This window comes from Mycobacterium ahvazicum (assembly GCF_900176255.2).
Classification (GTDB): Bacteria; Actinomycetota; Actinomycetes; order Mycobacteriales; family Mycobacteriaceae; genus Mycobacterium; species Mycobacterium ahvazicum.
The window spans coordinates 758,441-775,941 of the sequence record NZ_FXEG02000005.1 but is presented as its reverse complement, the minus strand read 5'-3'; the positions used below and the strand labels follow the sequence as shown (position 1 = coordinate 775,941).

At 65.6% G+C, this 17,501-nt stretch carries 18 protein-coding genes; 10 read left to right on the top strand and 8 right to left on the bottom strand.

The window, feature by feature from the left end:
- Positions 1-49: 49 nt before the first annotated feature.
- From ipdB to echA20, 3 genes are read right to left on the bottom strand one after another with little or no spacing between them, the layout of a single operon-like run.
- The gene (gene ipdB, locus MAAFP003_RS24855) at positions 50-793 is read right to left on the bottom strand and encodes a cholesterol ring-cleaving hydrolase subunit IpdB (protein ID WP_096290299.1); all 744 of its coding nucleotides are present in this window, start codon (positions 791-793) and stop codon (positions 50-52) included.
- Positions 790-1,674 carry a cholesterol ring-cleaving hydrolase subunit IpdA gene (gene ipdA / locus MAAFP003_RS24850; protein WP_096290298.1) on the bottom strand — a complete coding sequence of 295 codons (885 nt, stop codon included), beginning with the start codon at positions 1,672-1,674 and terminating at the stop codon, positions 790-792. Before ipdA ends, ipdB begins: the two co-directional genes overlap by 4 nt.
- Positions 1,671-2,429 (bottom strand): (7aS)-7a-methyl-1,5-dioxo-2,3,5,6,7,7a-hexahydro-1H-indene-carboxyl-CoA hydrolase, encoded by a 759-nt coding sequence (gene echA20 / locus MAAFP003_RS24845; protein WP_096290297.1) that lies wholly within the window; start codon positions 2,427-2,429, stop codon positions 1,671-1,673. The genes ipdA and echA20 overlap by 4 nt, the downstream gene beginning before the upstream one ends.
- 65 nt (positions 2,430-2,494) lie before the next feature.
- Between echA20 and MAAFP003_RS24840 the strand changes: the two genes are divergently transcribed.
- From MAAFP003_RS24840 to MAAFP003_RS24830, 3 genes are all read left to right on the top strand, one after another.
- The gene (locus MAAFP003_RS24840) at positions 2,495-3,277 is read left to right on the top strand and encodes an SDR family oxidoreductase (protein WP_165796488.1); all 783 of its coding nucleotides are present in this window, start codon (positions 2,495-2,497) and stop codon (positions 3,275-3,277) included.
- A gap of 24 nt (positions 3,278-3,301) precedes the next feature.
- Positions 3,302-4,207, top strand: coding sequence for an SDR family oxidoreductase (locus MAAFP003_RS24835; protein ID WP_096290296.1), 906 nt, complete (start codon positions 3,302-3,304; stop codon positions 4,205-4,207).
- A gap of 192 nt (positions 4,208-4,399) precedes the next feature.
- Positions 4,400-5,275 (top strand): sulfotransferase domain-containing protein, encoded by an 876-nt coding sequence (locus MAAFP003_RS24830; RefSeq protein WP_243394191.1) that lies wholly within the window; start codon positions 4,400-4,402, stop codon positions 5,273-5,275.
- Here MAAFP003_RS24830 and MAAFP003_RS24825 read toward each other — a convergent pair.
- The 4 genes from MAAFP003_RS24825 to MAAFP003_RS24810 all read right to left on the bottom strand — a co-directional run bounded on the left by MAAFP003_RS24825 (position 5,265) and on the right by MAAFP003_RS24810 (position 9,536).
- Positions 5,265-7,346, bottom strand: coding sequence for an MDR family MFS transporter (locus MAAFP003_RS24825; protein WP_096290294.1), 2,082 nt, complete (start codon positions 7,344-7,346; stop codon positions 5,265-5,267). The genes MAAFP003_RS24830 and MAAFP003_RS24825 overlap by 11 nt on opposite strands.
- Before the next feature lie 162 nt (positions 7,347-7,508).
- Positions 7,509-7,955, bottom strand: a complete 447-nt coding sequence (locus MAAFP003_RS24820; RefSeq protein WP_096290293.1) for a nitroreductase family deazaflavin-dependent oxidoreductase — start codon at positions 7,953-7,955, stop codon at positions 7,509-7,511.
- A 10-nt stretch (positions 7,956-7,965) separates the two neighbouring features.
- Positions 7,966-8,364 carry a DUF8021 domain-containing protein gene (locus MAAFP003_RS24815; protein WP_096290292.1) on the bottom strand — a complete coding sequence of 133 codons (399 nt, stop codon included), beginning with the start codon at positions 8,362-8,364 and terminating at the stop codon, positions 7,966-7,968.
- 8 nt (positions 8,365-8,372) lie between these two features.
- The gene (locus MAAFP003_RS24810; protein ID WP_096290291.1) at positions 8,373-9,536 is read right to left on the bottom strand and encodes a steroid 3-ketoacyl-CoA thiolase; all 1,164 of its coding nucleotides are present in this window, start codon (positions 9,534-9,536) and stop codon (positions 8,373-8,375) included.
- 132 nt (positions 9,537-9,668) lie between these two features.
- Between MAAFP003_RS24810 and MAAFP003_RS24805 the strand changes: the two genes are divergently transcribed.
- From MAAFP003_RS24805 to MAAFP003_RS24775, 7 genes are all read left to right on the top strand, one after another.
- Positions 9,669-10,919: a cytochrome P450 gene (locus MAAFP003_RS24805; protein WP_096290290.1), complete on the top strand. Its 1,251-nt coding sequence runs from the start codon at positions 9,669-9,671 to the stop codon at positions 10,917-10,919.
- Complete coding sequence (locus MAAFP003_RS24800) at positions 10,919-11,944, top strand: acyl-CoA dehydrogenase family protein (RefSeq protein ID WP_096290289.1); 1,026 nt, start codon at positions 10,919-10,921, stop codon at positions 11,942-11,944. Before MAAFP003_RS24805 ends, MAAFP003_RS24800 begins: the two co-directional genes overlap by 1 nt.
- Entirely contained in the window at positions 11,935-13,098 is a 1,164-nt protein-coding gene (gene fadE29 / locus MAAFP003_RS24795; RefSeq protein WP_096290288.1) for an acyl-CoA dehydrogenase FadE29, read from the top strand. The genes MAAFP003_RS24800 and fadE29 overlap by 10 nt, the downstream gene beginning before the upstream one ends.
- Positions 13,095-14,051 (top strand): bifunctional MaoC family dehydratase N-terminal/OB-fold nucleic acid binding domain-containing protein, encoded by a 957-nt coding sequence (locus MAAFP003_RS24790; protein ID WP_096290287.1) that lies wholly within the window; start codon positions 13,095-13,097, stop codon positions 14,049-14,051. The genes fadE29 and MAAFP003_RS24790 overlap by 4 nt, the downstream gene beginning before the upstream one ends.
- Entirely contained in the window at positions 14,048-14,449 is a 402-nt protein-coding gene (locus tag MAAFP003_RS24785; RefSeq protein WP_096290286.1) for a MaoC family dehydratase, read from the top strand. The genes MAAFP003_RS24790 and MAAFP003_RS24785 overlap by 4 nt, the downstream gene beginning before the upstream one ends.
- The gene (locus MAAFP003_RS24780) at positions 14,449-15,618 is read left to right on the top strand and encodes a lipid-transfer protein (RefSeq protein ID WP_096290285.1); all 1,170 of its coding nucleotides are present in this window, start codon (positions 14,449-14,451) and stop codon (positions 15,616-15,618) included. Before MAAFP003_RS24785 ends, MAAFP003_RS24780 begins: the two co-directional genes overlap by 1 nt.
- A gap of 113 nt (positions 15,619-15,731) precedes the next feature.
- A complete protein-coding gene (locus tag MAAFP003_RS24775; RefSeq protein WP_096290284.1) occupies positions 15,732-16,577 on the top strand; it encodes a DUF559 domain-containing protein in 846 nt (281 codons plus the stop codon).
- Between the two features lie 62 nt (positions 16,578-16,639).
- On the opposite strand, the gene MAAFP003_RS24770 is transcribed toward MAAFP003_RS24775, so the two are convergent.
- Positions 16,640-17,500 carry a MaoC family dehydratase gene (locus tag MAAFP003_RS24770; RefSeq protein ID WP_096290283.1) on the bottom strand — a complete coding sequence of 287 codons (861 nt, stop codon included), beginning with the start codon at positions 17,498-17,500 and terminating at the stop codon, positions 16,640-16,642.
- Position 17,501: the final 1 nt, after the last annotated feature.

The window sequence follows — 17,501 nt, the reverse complement described above, 5'->3', positions numbered from 1 at the left end:
AGCCACCGCCGACGATGCAGAGCGAGGCGATGAGGAGGAGGTGGAATGCTCATGAACGTATCTCTCGGTCGCGCAACGCTTTCGGGTCGATTTTCTCCCGGATCAGGCGTAGTTCCTCGTCGGTCGGCAGCCGCGTTTCCGCGGCGCCTTCGAGGCCGTCGATCTCGAACGACGTGTTCTCCCGGACCTCGTCGGCCGACACACCCGGATGCAGCGACACCGCCCGCATGCTGCGGTCCGGCCCGCCGAAGTCGAACACGCCGAGGTTCGAGACAACCCGATAGGTGTTGGCGAACCGGAATGCCGGATTGTCAGCGTCCACGTTGTCCCAGCCGACTCCGCAGACGATGTCGACCTTCTCGCAGAACACTCGCTTGGAGTGGTTGCCGACCCAGTAACTGGTCGCGTGGTTGATGGCATTGCCGGGCGCGCCGCGGACGCCGAACATCTGGCGCTTGGGCTGTTGCAGGGGCCCGAACGCCGAAATGTTCTGATTGCCAAAGCGGTCAACCTGATTCGCGCCCATCACCACGTGGCGCCTGCCCCAGGCCAGGGTCTCGAAGACCCGGCCGAACGGCATCCACCCCTCGACGTCACCCGAGGCTCCCAGCGCGGGGGTGTCGGCCAGCAGCTGTGCCTCGCCGTCGGTCAGCAGGATGTCGGGGGAGAACGTCAGCCGGGCCAACCGTGCGCCGACCGAGGCCATGTTCGTCATCGGACTGACCATGATCTCTCCGGCGTCCCTGAACAGATCGGCGCAGGCGACCGCACACACTTCGGCTCGGGTGCTCACTTGGCTGCCTCCTTTGCGAAAGCCCGTACGGCTGACTGGTATTCGGCTTCGCCGCCGGACAGGTAGGTCGCCACGAACTGCTGCCAGCCCTCTTCGGTGGAGGCGGCCTCGGCGTAGTGCCGCTGGAATTTCTCGTCGCGTCCGTAATCCGGTGCGGCGGTGGTGAAGTGCGCACCGTTGGGTGCTTCGACGACACCGTCGACCATCATCCGGTTCACCAGCAGCGCCTGCGGCGGCACCGCCTTGATCAGCTCCTGGGTCGACACCACCCGCTCCACCGACAGGTAGCGCTTGTCGGCGGCCATCAAGAACAGGTCGTCGAAGTAGGGGTCGATGCCGGTGTAGGCCGCATTGCCTCTGCTGTCACCGAGATTGAGGTGCACGAACGCCGCGTCCAAGCGCAGCGCCGGCATCGCCAGCAGCGTCTCGAAGCCACCACCCGGTGCGGGATACGGGCTGGTCACCGTCTGCAGCTCGCCTTCCCAGAAGTCGAGCACCGAGCTGCCCAGTCCCGCGCGAATCGGCAAGAACGGCAACCGTTGTGCCGCGGCCTGCAGCCCACAGCGCAGCATGCCTTCGTCCATCTCCCGGGCCTCGATCTGCCCGGCGCTGCGCGCTTTGGCGAACCACGGGTCATAGAACGGCGGCGAGTCCAGGGAGACGAATCCGTAGTAGGCCCGCTTGACCTTGCCCGCGGCGCAAAGTAGTCCAAGGTCGGGTCCGCCATAGGTGACCACTGTCAGGTCCTTGACGTCGGTGCGCAGCATGGCGCGCACTAACGCCATCGGCTTGCGCCGCGACCCCCAGCCGCCGATGCCGATGGTCATGCCGCTACGCAGCCCGGCAACGGCTTCGTCGAGAGTGGTTCTCTTGTCGCTCAAGGCTTCTCACCCTTCGTCGTACCGGCGAATGCGTCGCGGTGCTCGTCGGCCACCCCGGCGAGGTTGAGCTCGAACGTAAAGCCTTGTTCCATCCGGTAACTCGAGTTGACCCGCTGCACGTCGATCAAGTTCAGCGCCTCTTTGGCCGCGCGGATCACGCGAGTGTCCTTGGCGGCGATGTCGCGGGCGACCCGCAGAGCGGCCTCGTCGAGTTCGTCTCGGGGGACCACCTCGTGTACCGAACCGAAGTGGTGCAGGGTCGCGGCGTCCACGGTGGCGGCGGTGAAGAACAACCGTCGCATCATGTGCTGCGGGACCAGTCGCGACAAGTGGGTGGCCGCGCCCAGTGCACCGCGTTCCACCTCCGGCAACCCGAAGGTGGCGTCGTCGGATGCCACGATGACGTCGGCGTTGCCGACCAGGCCGATGCCGCCGCCGACGCAGAACCCGTTCACCGCGGCGATCACCGGAACGGCGCATTCATACACCGCGCGGAAGGCGTGGAAGCAGCCGCGGTTGGCATCGATCAGCGCGGTGAATCCCTCGGTGCGCTGCATCTCTTTGATGTCGACGCCGGCGTTGAATCCGCGACCCTCGGCACGCAGGATCACTGCGTGGGTCTCGGGGTTCGCGCCGGCGGCAGTGATCGCGTCGCCGAGTTCGAACCAGCCGCGCGACGGGATGGCGTTGACGGGCGGGTAGTTAACGGTGACCGCGACTATGCCCGGTTCGGTGCTGGTGGATGTAATGGTCAATTGGCACTTCCTCGTGAAATTGAGGCCGACTACCTAAGCAAGCACTTGCTTGGTACGCTAGCACAGTGACTCGCGCCGAAGCATCCGCCATCAATCTGGGATTGGCCGGGCGGGTGGTTCTGGTGACGGGCGGTGTCCGCGGGGTGGGCGCGGGAATCAGTGCGGTATTCGCCGAACAGGGCGCGACGGTGATCACCTGCGCGCGCCGTGCCGTCGAGGGGTTGCCGTATGAATTTCACGCCTGCGATATCCGCGAAGAGGACCAGGTCAAGTCGCTGATTGACGCGATCGTCGAGCGGCATGGACGGCTCGACGTCGTCGTCAACAACGCCGGCGGATCGCCCTATGTGCTGACCGCGGAGTCCAGTCCTAAGTTCAACCGCAAGATCATTGAGCTCAATCTCATTGGCGCGCTGTTGGTTTCGCAGTTCGCCAACGAGAAGATGCAGACCCAGCCGGGCGGTGGTTCGGTCGTCAACATCTGCAGCCTCAGCGGGCGGCGGCCATCCCCGGGCACCGGCGCATACGGCGCGGCGAAGGCCGGCCTGGAAAGCCTCACCCAGACGCTGGCGGTGGAGTGGGGACCCAAGGTCCGGGTGAATGCCTGCGTCGTCGGCATGGTCGAGACCGAACAGGCCGACTTGTTCTACGGCGACGCCGAGTCGATCGCCGCGATTTCCAAGAATGTGCCACTGGGCCGGATGGCCAAACCCGAGGACGTCGGTTGGGCAGCAGCCTTTCTGGCCTCCGACGCGGCGTCCTACATCAGCGGTGCTTCGCTCGAGGTGCACGGGGGCGGCGAGCCGCCGCACTATCTGGCCACCACGAACGCCAGCGCGGTCAAGTAGAAGATCCAAGGAGATGGGCAGCTAATGGGAATAGTCGACGGCCGTGTCGTCATCGTCACCGGAGCGGGCGGCGGGATCGGTCGCGCGCATGCACTGGCCTTCGCGGCCGAAGGTGCGCGCGTAGTCGTCAACGACATTGGCGTGGGTCTGGACGGGTCACCGGCAAGCGGCGGCAGTGCCGCGCAGAGCGTGGTCGACGAGATCACTGCTGCCGGAGGCGAAGCCGTCGCCAACGGATCCAACATCGCGGACTGGGACCAAGCCGCCGCGCTGGTTCAGACCGCGGTCGACACGTTCGGCGGACTCGACGTCCTGGTGAACAATGCCGGGATTGTGCGCGACCGGATGATGGCCAACACCAGCGAAGAAGAGTTCGACGCGGTCATCGCTGTGCACCTCAAGGGCCACTTCGCCACGATGCGTCATGCCGCGTCGTACTGGCGAGGGTTGTCCAAGGAGGGCAAAACCGTTGACGCACGGATCATTAACACCAGCTCGGGTGCGGGCCTGCAGGGCAGTGTCGGGCAGGGCAACTACAGCGCCGCCAAGGCCGGCATCGCGGCCATGACGCTGGTAGCCGCCGCCGAAATGGGCCGATACGGCGTCACGGTCAACGCGATCGCGCCGTCGGCCCGGACCCGCATGACCGAGACCGTCTTCGCGGAGATGATGGCAACGCAGGACCAGGCGTTCGACGCGATGGCACCGGAAAACGTTTCGCCCATTGTCGTTTGGCTGGGCAGCGTCGAATCACGCGACGTCACCGGGAAGGTGTTCGAGGTCGAGGGTGGCAAGATCCGCGTCGCCGAGGGCTGGGCGCACGGCCCGCAGATCGACAAGGGCGACCGGTGGGATCCCGCCGAGCTTGGCCCGGTCGTCGCCGACCTGCTGGCCAAGGCGCGGCCGCCGGTCCCGGTCTACGGCGCCTAGGACGTTATTTCTGGCGGACGCGAACACCGATGTCGTATTGTCAGTGTGTCCAACACGGATACGACACCATCGGAAAACTTGGCACGACGGGCGTATCTCGTGCGTCGTGCCCGATCGAAAAGCGGCGCTGTGATGACGAAACCGTTGATCGCCCCAACTCGAGTTGTGCGGGACTATTTACATAATTCCTTGGTGTGGAACGATTTTCTTGCCCAGGGCGGCCTGGTCGACGGCGACGTCGTCATCGTCACCCCGGTCAAGGCCGGCACCACGTGGACCCAGCGGATAATCCAGCAGATATTGCACAACGGGGACGAGACCGAAGGCACTCTTTCAGACACCTCGCCGTGGCTCGAATCCAGCTGGGGCGATCACGACGGAATGCTCGACGTGCTCAAGCGACAGCAGGCGGCGGGCAGCAGGCGAGTGATCAAGTCGCACCTGCCCGCGGATGCTCTGCCTCTTGCCCGCGAGGCCCGGTACGTGTTTGTCGGCAGAAACGGCAAGGACGCCGCGATTAGCTTTCACAACATGATCTATCACTACTCCGAGTCGACACTGGCGAAAATCAACCGGATCTACGCGCAGTGGTCGGGTAGTTCGACGCCGTTGGTGATCCCGCAGGACGTGCAAGCCTTCTTCGACCTGTGGCTCGACACCGGCGGCTATGGCTGTTCGGACCTGTTCGACATCGTGCGGTCATGGTGGAAGCTGCGCGGCGAGCCGAACGTATTGCACCTGCACTACCGCGATCTGACCGATGACCTGACCGGTCAGATCGCCCGGATCGCCGGGTTCTTGGGCATCGATCCCGCATCGCTGCGCACCGACGTCATCGCCGAGCATTGCTCGTTCGACTATATGAGCGGCCGGGCGGAAAAGATGGCGCCGTTTAACGGGGCGCACATGTCCAGCGCCAAAGCCTTCTTTCCCAAGGGGCCCAAGCGTGATTACCGCGACGAGCTGACGGCGGCGCAAGTCGCGCGCTTCGACCAGGTCGCATTGCACGAGCTGGGCGTGTCGTGCGCCGGCTGGCTGGAAACGGGCGAACTCTCCGTCACCGGCTGACCGGCGCGGCTGCGCTGCCGGACACCGCCAGCCCGTCGAGGTCGTCACCCCAATCTCGTTGCAGCAGAACGCCATCGGCGATGCGTCGCAGGGCGGCGTCGAACTCCTCGTCATTCGGCAGCTCGACGGAGCCGGACGACGCTGCCAGATGCTCGACGAGCCGCCGCCGGACCAGGCCGGCCAGGGAGTCGACCTGCCGCAGCCCATTCGCGGTCAGAACGAGCCGGTCCCCGTCGCGTGACGCGTAACCGGTTTCGACGAGGCGGTCGAAGAGTGGTTCGAGAACTTGATGAGGCAGGTGCAGGTGGGTGGCGATGTCGGCGAGCCGGGCCGCCTCGAACCATCGCTCGTACTGGTAAATCCGCAACACTCCCCACAGCCCGGCTACGTCGAGCGGACAACCCGGCTGCTCGGCGAGATCGCCCAGGGGCAGCTCGGGCGCCTCGTCCAACAGGCGTCCGACCGCGATCTCCAAAACATCCTGAGGCGTCTTGATTCTCGGCACGGCGAAGCCGTCTCCCAGGCAGCTGGGGCTGTCGTGGATCGCGTTCAGTGGCGCCTCGCGCAGAAACAGCGCGAGGACGAATCCCACCAGCGCGATGAAGGCCGCGCACAGAAACATTTGTCCCAGCGACCCGGCGTAAGCCCGGACCACCGAGGCTGCGACATCCTGAGGAAGCCGATGGAGAGCGGCCGGCGAATGCACGGCGTCGGCCGGCAGGCCGCGCGACGCCAGGGTTGATCCCATGCGCCGGTTCAGAAAGTTGGCGAACAGCGCCCCGAGTATCGCCGCGCCGAAAGCTCCACCCACCAAACGGAAGAACGTCACACCCGAGGTGGCCAGGCCCAGGTCCTCGAACCGGGAGGTGCTCTGCACGATCAGGATCAGCACCTGCATGGAGAAGCCGATCCCGGCACCCAGGACGACGAGGTAGCAGAACTGCACCAGCCAAGGCGTCGACTCGTCCATCCGCGCCATCAGCAAGAAGCCGACAGCCATCAATGCCGTTCCGGCGAGCGGAAAGATCTTGTACCGGCCGGTCCGGCCGACCAGGGTGCCCGCGGCCAGCGAGGTGGTCAGCAGCCCGACCACCATGGGCAGCGTGCGCAGACCCGAGATGGTCGGCGAGGCGCCGTCGACGTAGCGCAGGTACATCGGCACGAAGGTGAGTGCGCCCAGCATCGCGAATCCGACCAACAACGACAGCAGGGAACACACCGAGAACACCGGGCTGCGAAACAGTCGGGGCGGCAGGATGCCCGCGGGGGCCCGGCTTTCCACTCGGACGAAGACGAGCAGCGCCAGCGCGGCGCCGCCGAACAGCGCGATGATCGGGACCGAGCCCCACGGGTAGGTGGTTCCGCCCCAACTCGTGGCCATGATCAAAGCCGTAGTGGCCAGGGCGATTATCACGATGCCGACGTAATCGATGGCCGGTTTGGGGCGCCGGGGCAGCACCGGGATGGTCGCGGCGGCTACGGCGAGAACCACGATGGAGCTCGGCACGTTGACCCAGAACGCCCACCGCCAGTTCAGGTAGTCGGTGAAGAACCCGCCGAGCAACGGGCCGGCGACGGTGGCGACACCGAACACCGCCCCGAGGATGCCCTGATAGCTGCCGCGGTCCCGGATCGGGAACACCTCGCCGACCAGTGCCGCGGCGGTCACCGACGTCGCCCCCGCGCCGATACCCTGCACCACGCGCGAAAGTGCCAACATGGTCATCGTTTCGGAGGACGCGCACAGCGCCGAGCCGATCAGAAAGACCACCACGGCACTTTCCAGCACCCGCTTGCGGCCCAGCAGGTCACCGAGCTTGCCGGCTGCCGGTACGACGACGATGCCCCCGAGCAGATAGGCGGCAACGGCCCACGATTGCTGACCGGAGCCGCCCAGGTCTTCCACGATCGTCGGCAATGCGGGCACCACCACCGCCTGGCCCATTGCCGCGATCAACACCCCGAGCGACAGCGCCGCGAAAAGGAGGCCGCGCCGCGCGGGGCTGATCGCCGGCGTGCAGGGGAGCAGGGGAACGGAATCGGAGGTCGCGGGTGCGGCCGGTCTCGTCATCACTGCGCTCCCGTCGATGTCGGAGCCCCGCATGGGTTCGCCACGTTCGTTCTAGCAGTTGGACGCGGTCGTGTCCTGTTGTTGGCGGGTCTTCACGCGAAGGCATGCGGCCGGCACGGCGCGGACGGTCGGCCGACGCTCCCGGTGTACGGGGGCCCAGGCCTACGGGTCGCAGATGACGATCGGGATCACCCGCTCGGTCCACGACCGGTAGTCGCCGAACGACGGGTACATGGCGTCCAACTTCGGCCAATATTCTGCACGCTCCGCCTCGGTGGCGTCGCGTGCCGTCAACTGCAGGACTTCGTCCTTAATCTGTACCGAGACTTTGGGATTGGCCTTGAGGTTGAGATACCACATAGGGTGCTTGTCGCTACCGCCCCGTGATGCGACCAGGATCACCCGGTTGCCCTCGCGCAGGTAGAGCAGCGGGCTCACCCGGGGCTCACCGGTCTTGCGACCTGTCGTCGTCAGTAGAGCGACGGGCGCCTTCTGGAAGACGCCGCCGAGCTTTCCGTTGCTGATCTTGTAGATCCACGCGTTGCCCTTCGACATCCACTTGATGAAGAAGCCGACGGCGGGTGAGTTGAGAGATTTTGGTTTTTCCATGTCGTAGTCCCTAGCGCTGAATGAAGGGGTGGAACCGGACCCTGATGTGGTGGATTTCTGCTTCCCCGCTTGGGCTTTCGGCGGGGATCACGAACGTCTCGTCAACCCGTGCGCCGACGCGGCGTCCACCGAACGCCGCCTTGGTCAGCACGTTGTATTGGGCACTTACCTCGTCACCGTTGATGGAATAGTCCGGCGGCGTGGTCCCGGCGAGCAACCGGTACTGCGGTCCGCGAGTGAGGCTGCGCCGCAGGTGATTTCCGGAGAAGCCGTTCTTGAATCCCTGCTCGATGCGGGTGCACCCCGGCGCGAACGGAACCGCATCGCCGGCGTGGCTGACTAGGGCGTCGATATATGCCTGCGCCGCGGCGATACGGTTCTTCTCCGAAACCGGCTTTGTGACAAGCACTTCTGGTGCTAGATGCGCTCGATGATGGTGCCGGTGGACAGCGCGCCGCCCGCACACATCGTGATCAGCGCGGTGGTCTGATCGGTGCGCTCCAGTTCGTGCAGCGCGGTGGTGATCAGCCGGCTGCCGGTGCTGCCCACGGGATGGCCCAACGCGATCGCGCCGCCGTTGACGTTCACCTTGTCCATGTCGGGGTTGTGCACCCGCGCCCAGGACAGCACGACCGAGGCGAAGGCCTCGTTGATCTCGGTGATGTCGATGTCGCCCATCTTCATCCCGGCCTTCTCCAGCACCTTGGCGGTCGACTGCACCGGCCCGTCCAGGTGGTAGTACGGCTCGGCGCCAACGAGCGCCTGGCTGATGATGCGGGCCCGCGGCTTCAGGCCCAGTGCCTTGGCCTTGTCCTCGTCCATCCATAGCACCGCGGCCGCGCCGTCGGAGATCTGCGACGACGTACCCGCCGTGTGGATCCCGCCCTCGATCACCGGCTTCAGCGAGGCCAGACCCTCCAGCGTGGTCTCGCGCAGGCCCTGGTCCTTGGTCACGACGTGACCGTCGCTGGTCGGCTGCTTGTTCTCGTCAAGCACCGGCGCCTCGATGCCGCTGATCTCGCGGTCGAACCGGCCTTCGGCCCACGCCTGCTGGGCCTTGCGCTGCGAGTCGAAGCCGAACTGGTCGATGTCCTCGCGGCTGATGCCGCGACGCTTGGCGATGCGCTCGGCGGCGGTGAACTGATCCGGCAGATCGATGTCCCACGACGCCGGCCGAAGGATCCCGCGATCGGGTCCGGCGTTGGCGCCCAGCCCAACTCGGCTCATCGCCTCGATGCCGCAGGCGATGCCGATGTCGATGGCACCCACCGCGATCAGGCCCGCGATCAGGCCGTTGGCCTGCTGGCCGCTGCCGCACTGGCAGTCCACGGTCGTAGCGCCCACGTGCTCCGGGAGCCCGGCAACCAGCCAGCTCACCCGGGTGATGTTGTTGGACTGCTCGCCGAACTGCGTGACGCAGCCGCCGATGACTTGCTCGACGTCGCCGGCTTGGATGCCGGCCTTCTCCACGAGAGCCTTCTGCGTGGCGCCCAGTAACTCGGTGGCGTGCAGACCGGACAGCCACCCGTTCCGCTTACCGATGGGGCTACGTGTGGCTTCGACGATGACAGGGTTACCCATTCCGTCAGGCTAGAACACGTTTCATTACTCTGACAAGCGAGGATGCCCGGGCGGCTTTTATCAGCGCAGGAGCCGTGTTTTACTGGCACTAGAACACGTTGCAATTGGCCTTGTAAAAGGAGCGCACGCTACATGGCACCCCCCAACATTCCCGCAGACTTCGACTTTCTGGACCCCGACGTCAACCTGGCCGGGCTGCCGGTTGCGGAGCTCGCCGAGCTACGGAAGGCCGAGCCCATCCACTGGGTGGACATCCCGGGCGGTTCGGGCGGCTTCGAGGACAACGGTTACTGGATTGTCACCAAGCACGCCGACGTCAAGGAGATCTCGCGCCGCAGTGACGTCTTTTCCAGCTGGCAGAACGGCGCTATCCCGACGTGGCCGCCGGAGATGAAGCGTGAGCAGGTGGAGCTGCAGCGCAGCGTCATGCTGAACATGGATGCGCCGCACCACACCCGGCTGCGCAAGATCATTTCCCGCGGGTTCACCCCCCGGGCCATCGGACGGCTGGAAGCCGAGCTCGCCCAACGTGCGGAGAACATCGCTAAAACTGCCGCCGCGGAGGGCAGCGGCGACTTCGTCGAACAGGTCTCGTGTGAGCTACCGCTGCAGGCCATCGCCGGCCTGCTCGGCGTTCCACAGGAGGACCGCGACAAGCTGTTCCGCTGGTCCAACGAGATGACCGGGGGTACGGACCCCGAGTACGCGACGGTCGACCCGGCGCAGTCCTCGATGGAACTGATCACGTACGCGATGGCGATGGCGGCCGAGCGCAACGAGAACCCCACCGACGACATCGTTACGACGCTGGTCCAGGCCGACATCGACGGCGAGAAGCTCTCCGACGACGAGTTCGGTTTCTTCGTGGTGATGCTCGCGGTCGCGGGGAATGAGACCACTCGTAACTCCATCACCCACGGCATGATCGCGATGGCGAACAACCCGGATCAATGGGAGCTGTTCAAGAAGGAGCGCCCGTCGACCACCGCCGACGAGATCATCCGGTGGGCCACCCCGGTGTCGGCCTTCCAGCGCACCGCCAACGAGGACGTCGAGCTGGGTGGTGTGCTGATCAAGAAGGGGCAGCGAGCGGTGATGTCCTACCGGTCGGCCAACTTCGACGAAGAGGTGTTCGACGACCCGCACTCGTTCAACATCCTGCGCGACCCGAATCCGCACGTCGGCTTCGGTGGCACCGGCGCGCACTACTGCATCGGCGCGAACCTGGCCCGGATGACCATCAACCTGATCTTCAACGCGGTCGCCGACCACATGCCGGACCTGAAACCGCTTTCGGAACCCGAACGGCTACGGTCCGGTTGGCTCAACGGCATCAAGCACTGGCAGGTCGACTACACCGGAAAGAGCGCGGTTGCCAACTGATGGACTTCGATCTCACTGCAACGCAGCAGGCTGTCGCCGACGTGGCTACGTCGGTCCTTCAAAAAGATTCGGGCTGGGACGCTTTGGTGCGCGGTGGTGTGACGGCGCTGCCGGTGCCGGAGCGCCTGGGCGGTGACGGCGTAGGTCTGGCCGAGGTTGCCACGGTGCTGACCGAGGTCGGCCGGCACGGCGCCATCACGCCGGCATTGGCCACCCTGGGCTTTGGCGTGGTGCCGCTGGTGGATCTGGCCTCCGAAGAACAGCAGGAACGGTTCCTGGCCGGTGTCGCCGAGGGCGCAGTATTGACCGCGGCGCTCAACGAGCCCGGCTCGGCGCTGCCCGACCGGCCGGCCACCACATTCGCCGACGGGCGGTTGTCGGGCACCAAAGTCGCTGTGGCATATGCCGAACAAGCGGATTGGATTGTCGTGACCGCCGACAGTGCGGTGGTTGTGGTGTCGCCGAAGGCCGACGGGGTGGAGCTGGTTCGTACCCCGACGTCAAATGGTTCCGATGAGTACACGGTGACCTTCGCCGCGGTCGCGATTCCCGACACCGACGTGCTCGGCGGCGCCACCGCTCGCCGGATCAACGAGCTGGCGCTCGCGGCGATCGGCGCCTTCACCGACGGCCTGGTGGCCGGTGCACTGCGGCTGACCGCCGACTACGTGGCCGGGCGCAAGCAGTTCGGCAAGCCGCTGTCGACCTTCCAGACCGTGGCCGCGCAGTTGGCCCAGGTCTACATCGCTTCGCGCACCATCGGTTTGGCCGCGAAGTCGGTGGTGTGGCGGCTGTCCTTGGGGGGCGAACCTGCCCCCCAATTGCAGGCCGATCTCGATGTGCTCGGATACTGGATCGCGTCGCAGGCCCCGCCGGTGATGCAGACCTGCCATCATTTGCACGGCGGCATGGGTATGGACATCACTTATCCTATGCACCGGTACTACTCCACGATCAAAGACCTGTCCCGCCTGCTGGGCGGGCCATCTCATCGCCTCGATCTGGTGGGAGCGCAATGTTCATAGATCTGACTCCCGAGCAGCGTGCGCTGCAAGCGGAGCTCCGCGAATACTTCTCGAATCTGATTACGCCCGAAGAGGCGAAGGCGATGGAGTCCGACCGGCACAACGAGGCCTATCGCGCGGTGATCCGGCGGATGGGCCAGGACGGCAAGCTCGGGGTCGGTTGGCCAAAAGAGTTCGGCGGCTTGGGGTTCGGCCCGATCGAGCAGTCGATCTTCGTCAACGAGGCGCATCGCGCCGACGTGCCGTTGCCCGCCGTGACGCTGCAGACGGTCGGCCCGACCCTGCAGCAGTACGGCAGCGAGTTGCAGAAGAAGAAGTTCCTACCGGCGATCCTCGCCGGTGAGGTGCACTTCGCGATCGGCTACAGCGAACCCGAGGCGGGAACCGACCTGGCATCGCTGCGGACGTCGGCCGTGCGCCAGGGCGACGAGTACATCGTCAACGGCCAGAAGATGTGGACCACCGGAGGGCATGACGCCGACTACATCTGGCTGGCCTGCCGCACCGACCCGGAAGCCGTCAAGCACAAAGGTATTTCGATCCTGATCGTCGACACCAAGGATCCCGGCTTCTCCTGGACGCCGGTCATCCTCTCCGACGGCGCCCACCACACCAATGCGACGTACTACAACGACGTCCGGGTGCCGGTCGACATGCTCGTCGGCGAGGAGAACGGCGGCTGGCGGCTGATCACCACGCAGCTCAACAACGAGCGGGTGATGCTGGGTCCGGCCGGCCGTACCGCCGGCATCTACGACCGCCTTCATTTCTGGGCGTCCAAGCCGGGCGGGAACGGGGTCACGCCGATCGACCACGATGACGTCAAGCGCGCGCTCGGCGAGATCTACTCGATGTGGCGGATCAACGAGCTGCTCAACTGGCAGGTGGCCGCGGCCGGCGAGGATATCAACGTCGCGGATGCCGCGTCGACGAAAGTCTTTGGTACCGAGAGCATTCAGCGTATCGGCCGGCTGGCCGAGGAGATCGTCGGCAAATACGGCAACCCGGCGGAGCCCGACACCGCCGAGCTGCTCGAATGGCTCGACTCGCAGACCAAGCGAAATCTGGTGATTACCTTCGGTGGAGGCGTGAACGAGGTGATGCGCGAGATGATCGCGGCGGCCGGCCTCAAAGTGCCGAGGGTGCCTCGATGACCGATATCAAGGAAGCGGTCGCGGAGATCACCGCCACCGTTGTCGCCGCCCCGCGCGATGCCCGGGATCCGGTGAATCAGCCGATCATCAACAACTGGGTCGAGGCTCTCGGCGACGCCAACCCGATCTATGTCGACGAGGCCGCCGCCAAGGCTGCAGGTCATCCGGGAATCGTGGCTCCACCGGCCATGATTCAGGTGTGGACGATGTTCGGCCAGGGTGGTGAGCGCCCGACCGACGACCCCATGGGCCCGATCATGCAGCTGTTCGATGACGCCGGCTACATCGGCGTGGTCGCGACCAACTGCGAGCAGACCTACCACCGGTATCTACGTCCCGGTGAGCAGGTCACGATCCATTCCGAGATGCGTGACGTCGTCGGCCCGAAACAGACCGGGCTCGGTGAGGGCTGGTTCATCAACCAGCACATCACCTGGCGGGTGGGTGACGAAGATGTAGCCGAGATGGCTTGGCGCATCCTGAAATTCAAACCTCGCGAGGATTCGGCTACCGATACCGCCTCCGTCCCTGCCGACCTGGACGCCGATGCCATGATGCGTCCGGCGATGTCGCGTGACACCGCCTTCTTCTGGGAGGGCGTCAAAGCCCACGAGTTGCGCGTCCAGCGGCGGCCCGACGGTATCCTGCAGCACCCGCCGGTGCCGGCCGTGTGGCAGGACAAAGCCGACCCCATTGACTTCGCGGTGGCCAGTGGTCGTGGCACGTTGTACAGCTATGTGGTGCACCACGCGCCGAAGGTGCCGGGCCGCACGCTGCCCTTCGTAATCGCGCTGGTCGAACTGGAAGAGGGCGTTCGTATGCTCGGCGAGCTGCGTGGGGTCGACCATGCCGCAATCAAGATCGGAATGCCGGTTCGCGCAACCTACATCGACTTCCCGGCCGGTGAGTCCGGCCCAGCGTGGAGCCTGTACGCCTGGGAGCCGGACGCATGAGCGCACCTGTCGTGGAGGTGGGCACCGTACTGCCCGAACTCAAGCTCGAAGGCACCCCCACCTTCATCATCTCAACGGCGTTGGCCACCAGGGACTTTCAGGATGTGCACCATGACCGGGACCTGGCGCAGGCCAAGGGTTCCAAGGACATCTTCGTCAACATCCTGACCGACACGGGGCTGGTACAGCGCTACGTCACCGACTGGGCGGGACCGACGGCCCTGATCAAATCGATCGGGCTGCGGCTTGGAGTGCCGTGGTATGCCTACGACACCGTTACCTTTTCCGGTGAGGTAACCGCCGTCGAAGACGGCCTGATCACGTTGAAGGTGTTCGGCCGCAACAGTCTTGGCGATCACGTCATCGCGAACGTGACGCTCACGATCGGGGGTGCCTGATGTTGTCGGGTAAGGCCGCGATCGTCGGCATCGGTGCCACCGACTTCTCCAAGGACTCCGGCCGCAGTGAGCTACGGCTGGCGGCCGAGGCGGTTCTGGATGCGCTGGACGACGCGGGCCTTAGCCCGTCCGACGTCGACGGGTTGACCACCTTCACGATGGACACCAATAACGAGACCGCGGTGGCGCGCGCGACCGGCATCGGTGACCTGAAATTCTTCGCCCAGACCGGTTATGGCGGGGGTGCGGCGTGCGGGACCATCCTGCATGCGGCGATGGCCGTGGCGACCGGTGTGGCCGACGTCGTCGTCGCCTACCGCGCGTTCAACGAACGCTCGGGCATGCGCTTCGGCCAGGTGCAGACCAGGCTCGTGGGAAATGCTGGTGTGCAGGCTGATTCGACCGCTGCCGACAACTCGTTCTCGTATCCGCATGGGCTATCGACACCGGCGGCACAGGTTGCGATGATCGCCCAGCGGTACATGCACTGGTCCGGGGCGACCAGCCGCGACTTCGGCGCTATCTCGGTGGCCGACCGCAAGCACGCCGCCAAGAACCCCAAGGCGTACTTTTACGAGAAGCCGATAACCATTGAGGATCACCAGAATTCGCGGTGGATCGCCGAACCGCTGCGGCTGTTGGACTGCTGCCAGGAGACCGACGGAGCCGTCGCAATTGTGGTGACGTCGCCGGAGCGGGCGAAGGACCTCAAGCAGCGGCCGGCGATCATCGAGGCGGCGGCTCAGGGGTCCAGCCCCGACCAGTACACGATGGTCAGCTACTACCGCCCCGAATTGGGTCTCCCCGAGATGGGGTTGGTCGGTCAGCAGATGTGGCAGCAGTCCGGTCTCAAGCCGACCGACATCCAGACCGCGATCCTCTATGACCACTTCACGCCCTTCACGCTGATCCAGTTGGAGGAGTTGGGTTTCTGCGGTCGCGGCGAGGCCAAGGACTTCATCGCCAATGGGGCGGTCGAGATGGGCGGGCGGCTGCCGATCAATACCCACGGCGGCCAACTCGGCGAGGCCTACATCCACGGCATGAACGGCATCGCGGAGGGTGTGCGGCAGCTGCGGGGCACATCGGTGAACCCGGTGCCCGACGTCGAGCACGTACTCGTCACCGCCGGAACGGGTGTGCCCACCTCCGGTCTGATCCTCGGCTAGCTCTCTACTCCTGCATACGCCCGGCTGGACGGGCGTTCGGCGCCCAACGCTCGGCTAGCCGGGCTCTCGACAGCTGAAGTGACGGCAGCGGTTTGGCGTGCGACTCTGCGCTTGTGGGTGGGCCGTTTATCGGGAGCGAAGCCGTTGCGGCTGGATTGCTGAGCAAGAGCCAGTTGGAGACGCGCTACTTACGGCTCTTTCGAGGCGTCTACATCGATCGCGACGCCGACATCACCGTAGCGGTGCGCGCCGAGGCCGGGTGGTTGTGGACCGGACGTCGGGGAGTTGTAGCGGGGTTCTCGGCGGCCGCGTTGCACGGGAGCAAGTGGGTCGACGACAGACGAGCCGTGGAGCTGATCCATGACAACCACCATTGCCCGGCGGGGATACAGCTGCACAGAGACGTTGTCGAGGCGGACGAAATCGAAATGATCGACGGCCTCGCGGTGACATCCCCGACGAGAACAGCGCTGGACCTCGGTTGCTGGCATCCAACCACGACCGCCGTGGCGGGTATAGACGCGTTGGCTGGAGCGACGGAAATCAAGGCGGCTGACGTAGAGCTGCTGGCCCGCAGGTACGGGGGACGCCGGGGCATCGCGCGAGCACGACGGGCGGCGGATCTCTTCGATGGCGGGGCACAGTCCCCGAAGGAGTCGTGGCTTCGCATCGTGCTGATCGAGGCCGGCTTGCCGCGGCCGCAAACGCAGATTCCGGTGTTAGACGAATGTGGCAGTGCCTTCGCGTATTTGGACATGGGGTGGGAAGAGTTGAAAGTCGCCGTGGAGTACGACGGCGATCAGCACCGCAGCGATCGAAGGCAATACAGCTGGGACATCCGGCGACTGGAAACGCTCGAGCGGCTCGGCTGGATTGTCGTCCGAATAGTCGCGGGGGACCGGCCTGGCGACATCGTTCGCAGGGTTCGTGCCGCGCGTGCCGACCGAGTCCCCCGCTAGCCGGGAGCACGAACTCTCAGGCCCGGCTAGCGGGGCGCTCGGCCGAAAGGCAGCAAACGCAATTACGCCGGGAGGAGCTCGACGCCGGACAGCACCACGGCGTTCTCGCGGGCCGGCGCGACCACGCTGGCCACGAAACGGCCGTCGTCTTTCCAGATGCCGACCTTGAGCGTCTCGCCCGGGAACGCGACACCGGCAAAGCGCGCACCGTACGCGGCCACTGCACCAGCGTCGCCGTCCAGCAATGCGTCGGTGATGGCCTTGCAGGTCATGCCGTAGGTGCACAGGCCATGCAGGATCGGCTGGGGAAAGCCTGCGGCAGCAGCGAATTCGGGGTCAGAATGCAGCGGATTACGGTCGCCGCACAGCCGGTACAGCAGCGCCTGCTGCGGCAGGATCGCCAAGTCCACCTCGAGGTCCGGAGCCCGATCGGGCGCGCCGTCCGACGACGACGGCCCGCGCTCGCCACCGAATCCACCTTCACCGCGGGCGAAGATCGACCGCCGCTGCGTCCACAGCACGGTGCCGTCGGGCGCGGTCGCCGTCGTCTCGCTCCAGATCACCGCGGCCTTGCCCTTGTCCCAGATATCGGTGAACCGGGTGACGGCCGTGGCCGAACCCGACGGCGGCAGCGGCCCGGGCACCTCGATGCGCTCGCTGGCGTGCAGCACCTTGCTCAGCTCTATGTCGATGCCGGGGAACTGCACCGTCGGCGGCTTGGTCATGTGGAACGACGCCGCGACATTGCCGAACGTCGGCAGGACCTGCGGGGTGTCGTCGACCAGGTAGCGCAGCTCGCGTGGATCCATCGGATCGGCGCCCGCGCCCAGCCCCAGGTGATACAGCTGAATATCGCTACTGGACCAAGAGAATTCGAGCGGCTCCAGCTCGGCGGCCAGCGCGACGTCCACGTCGATCGGCATG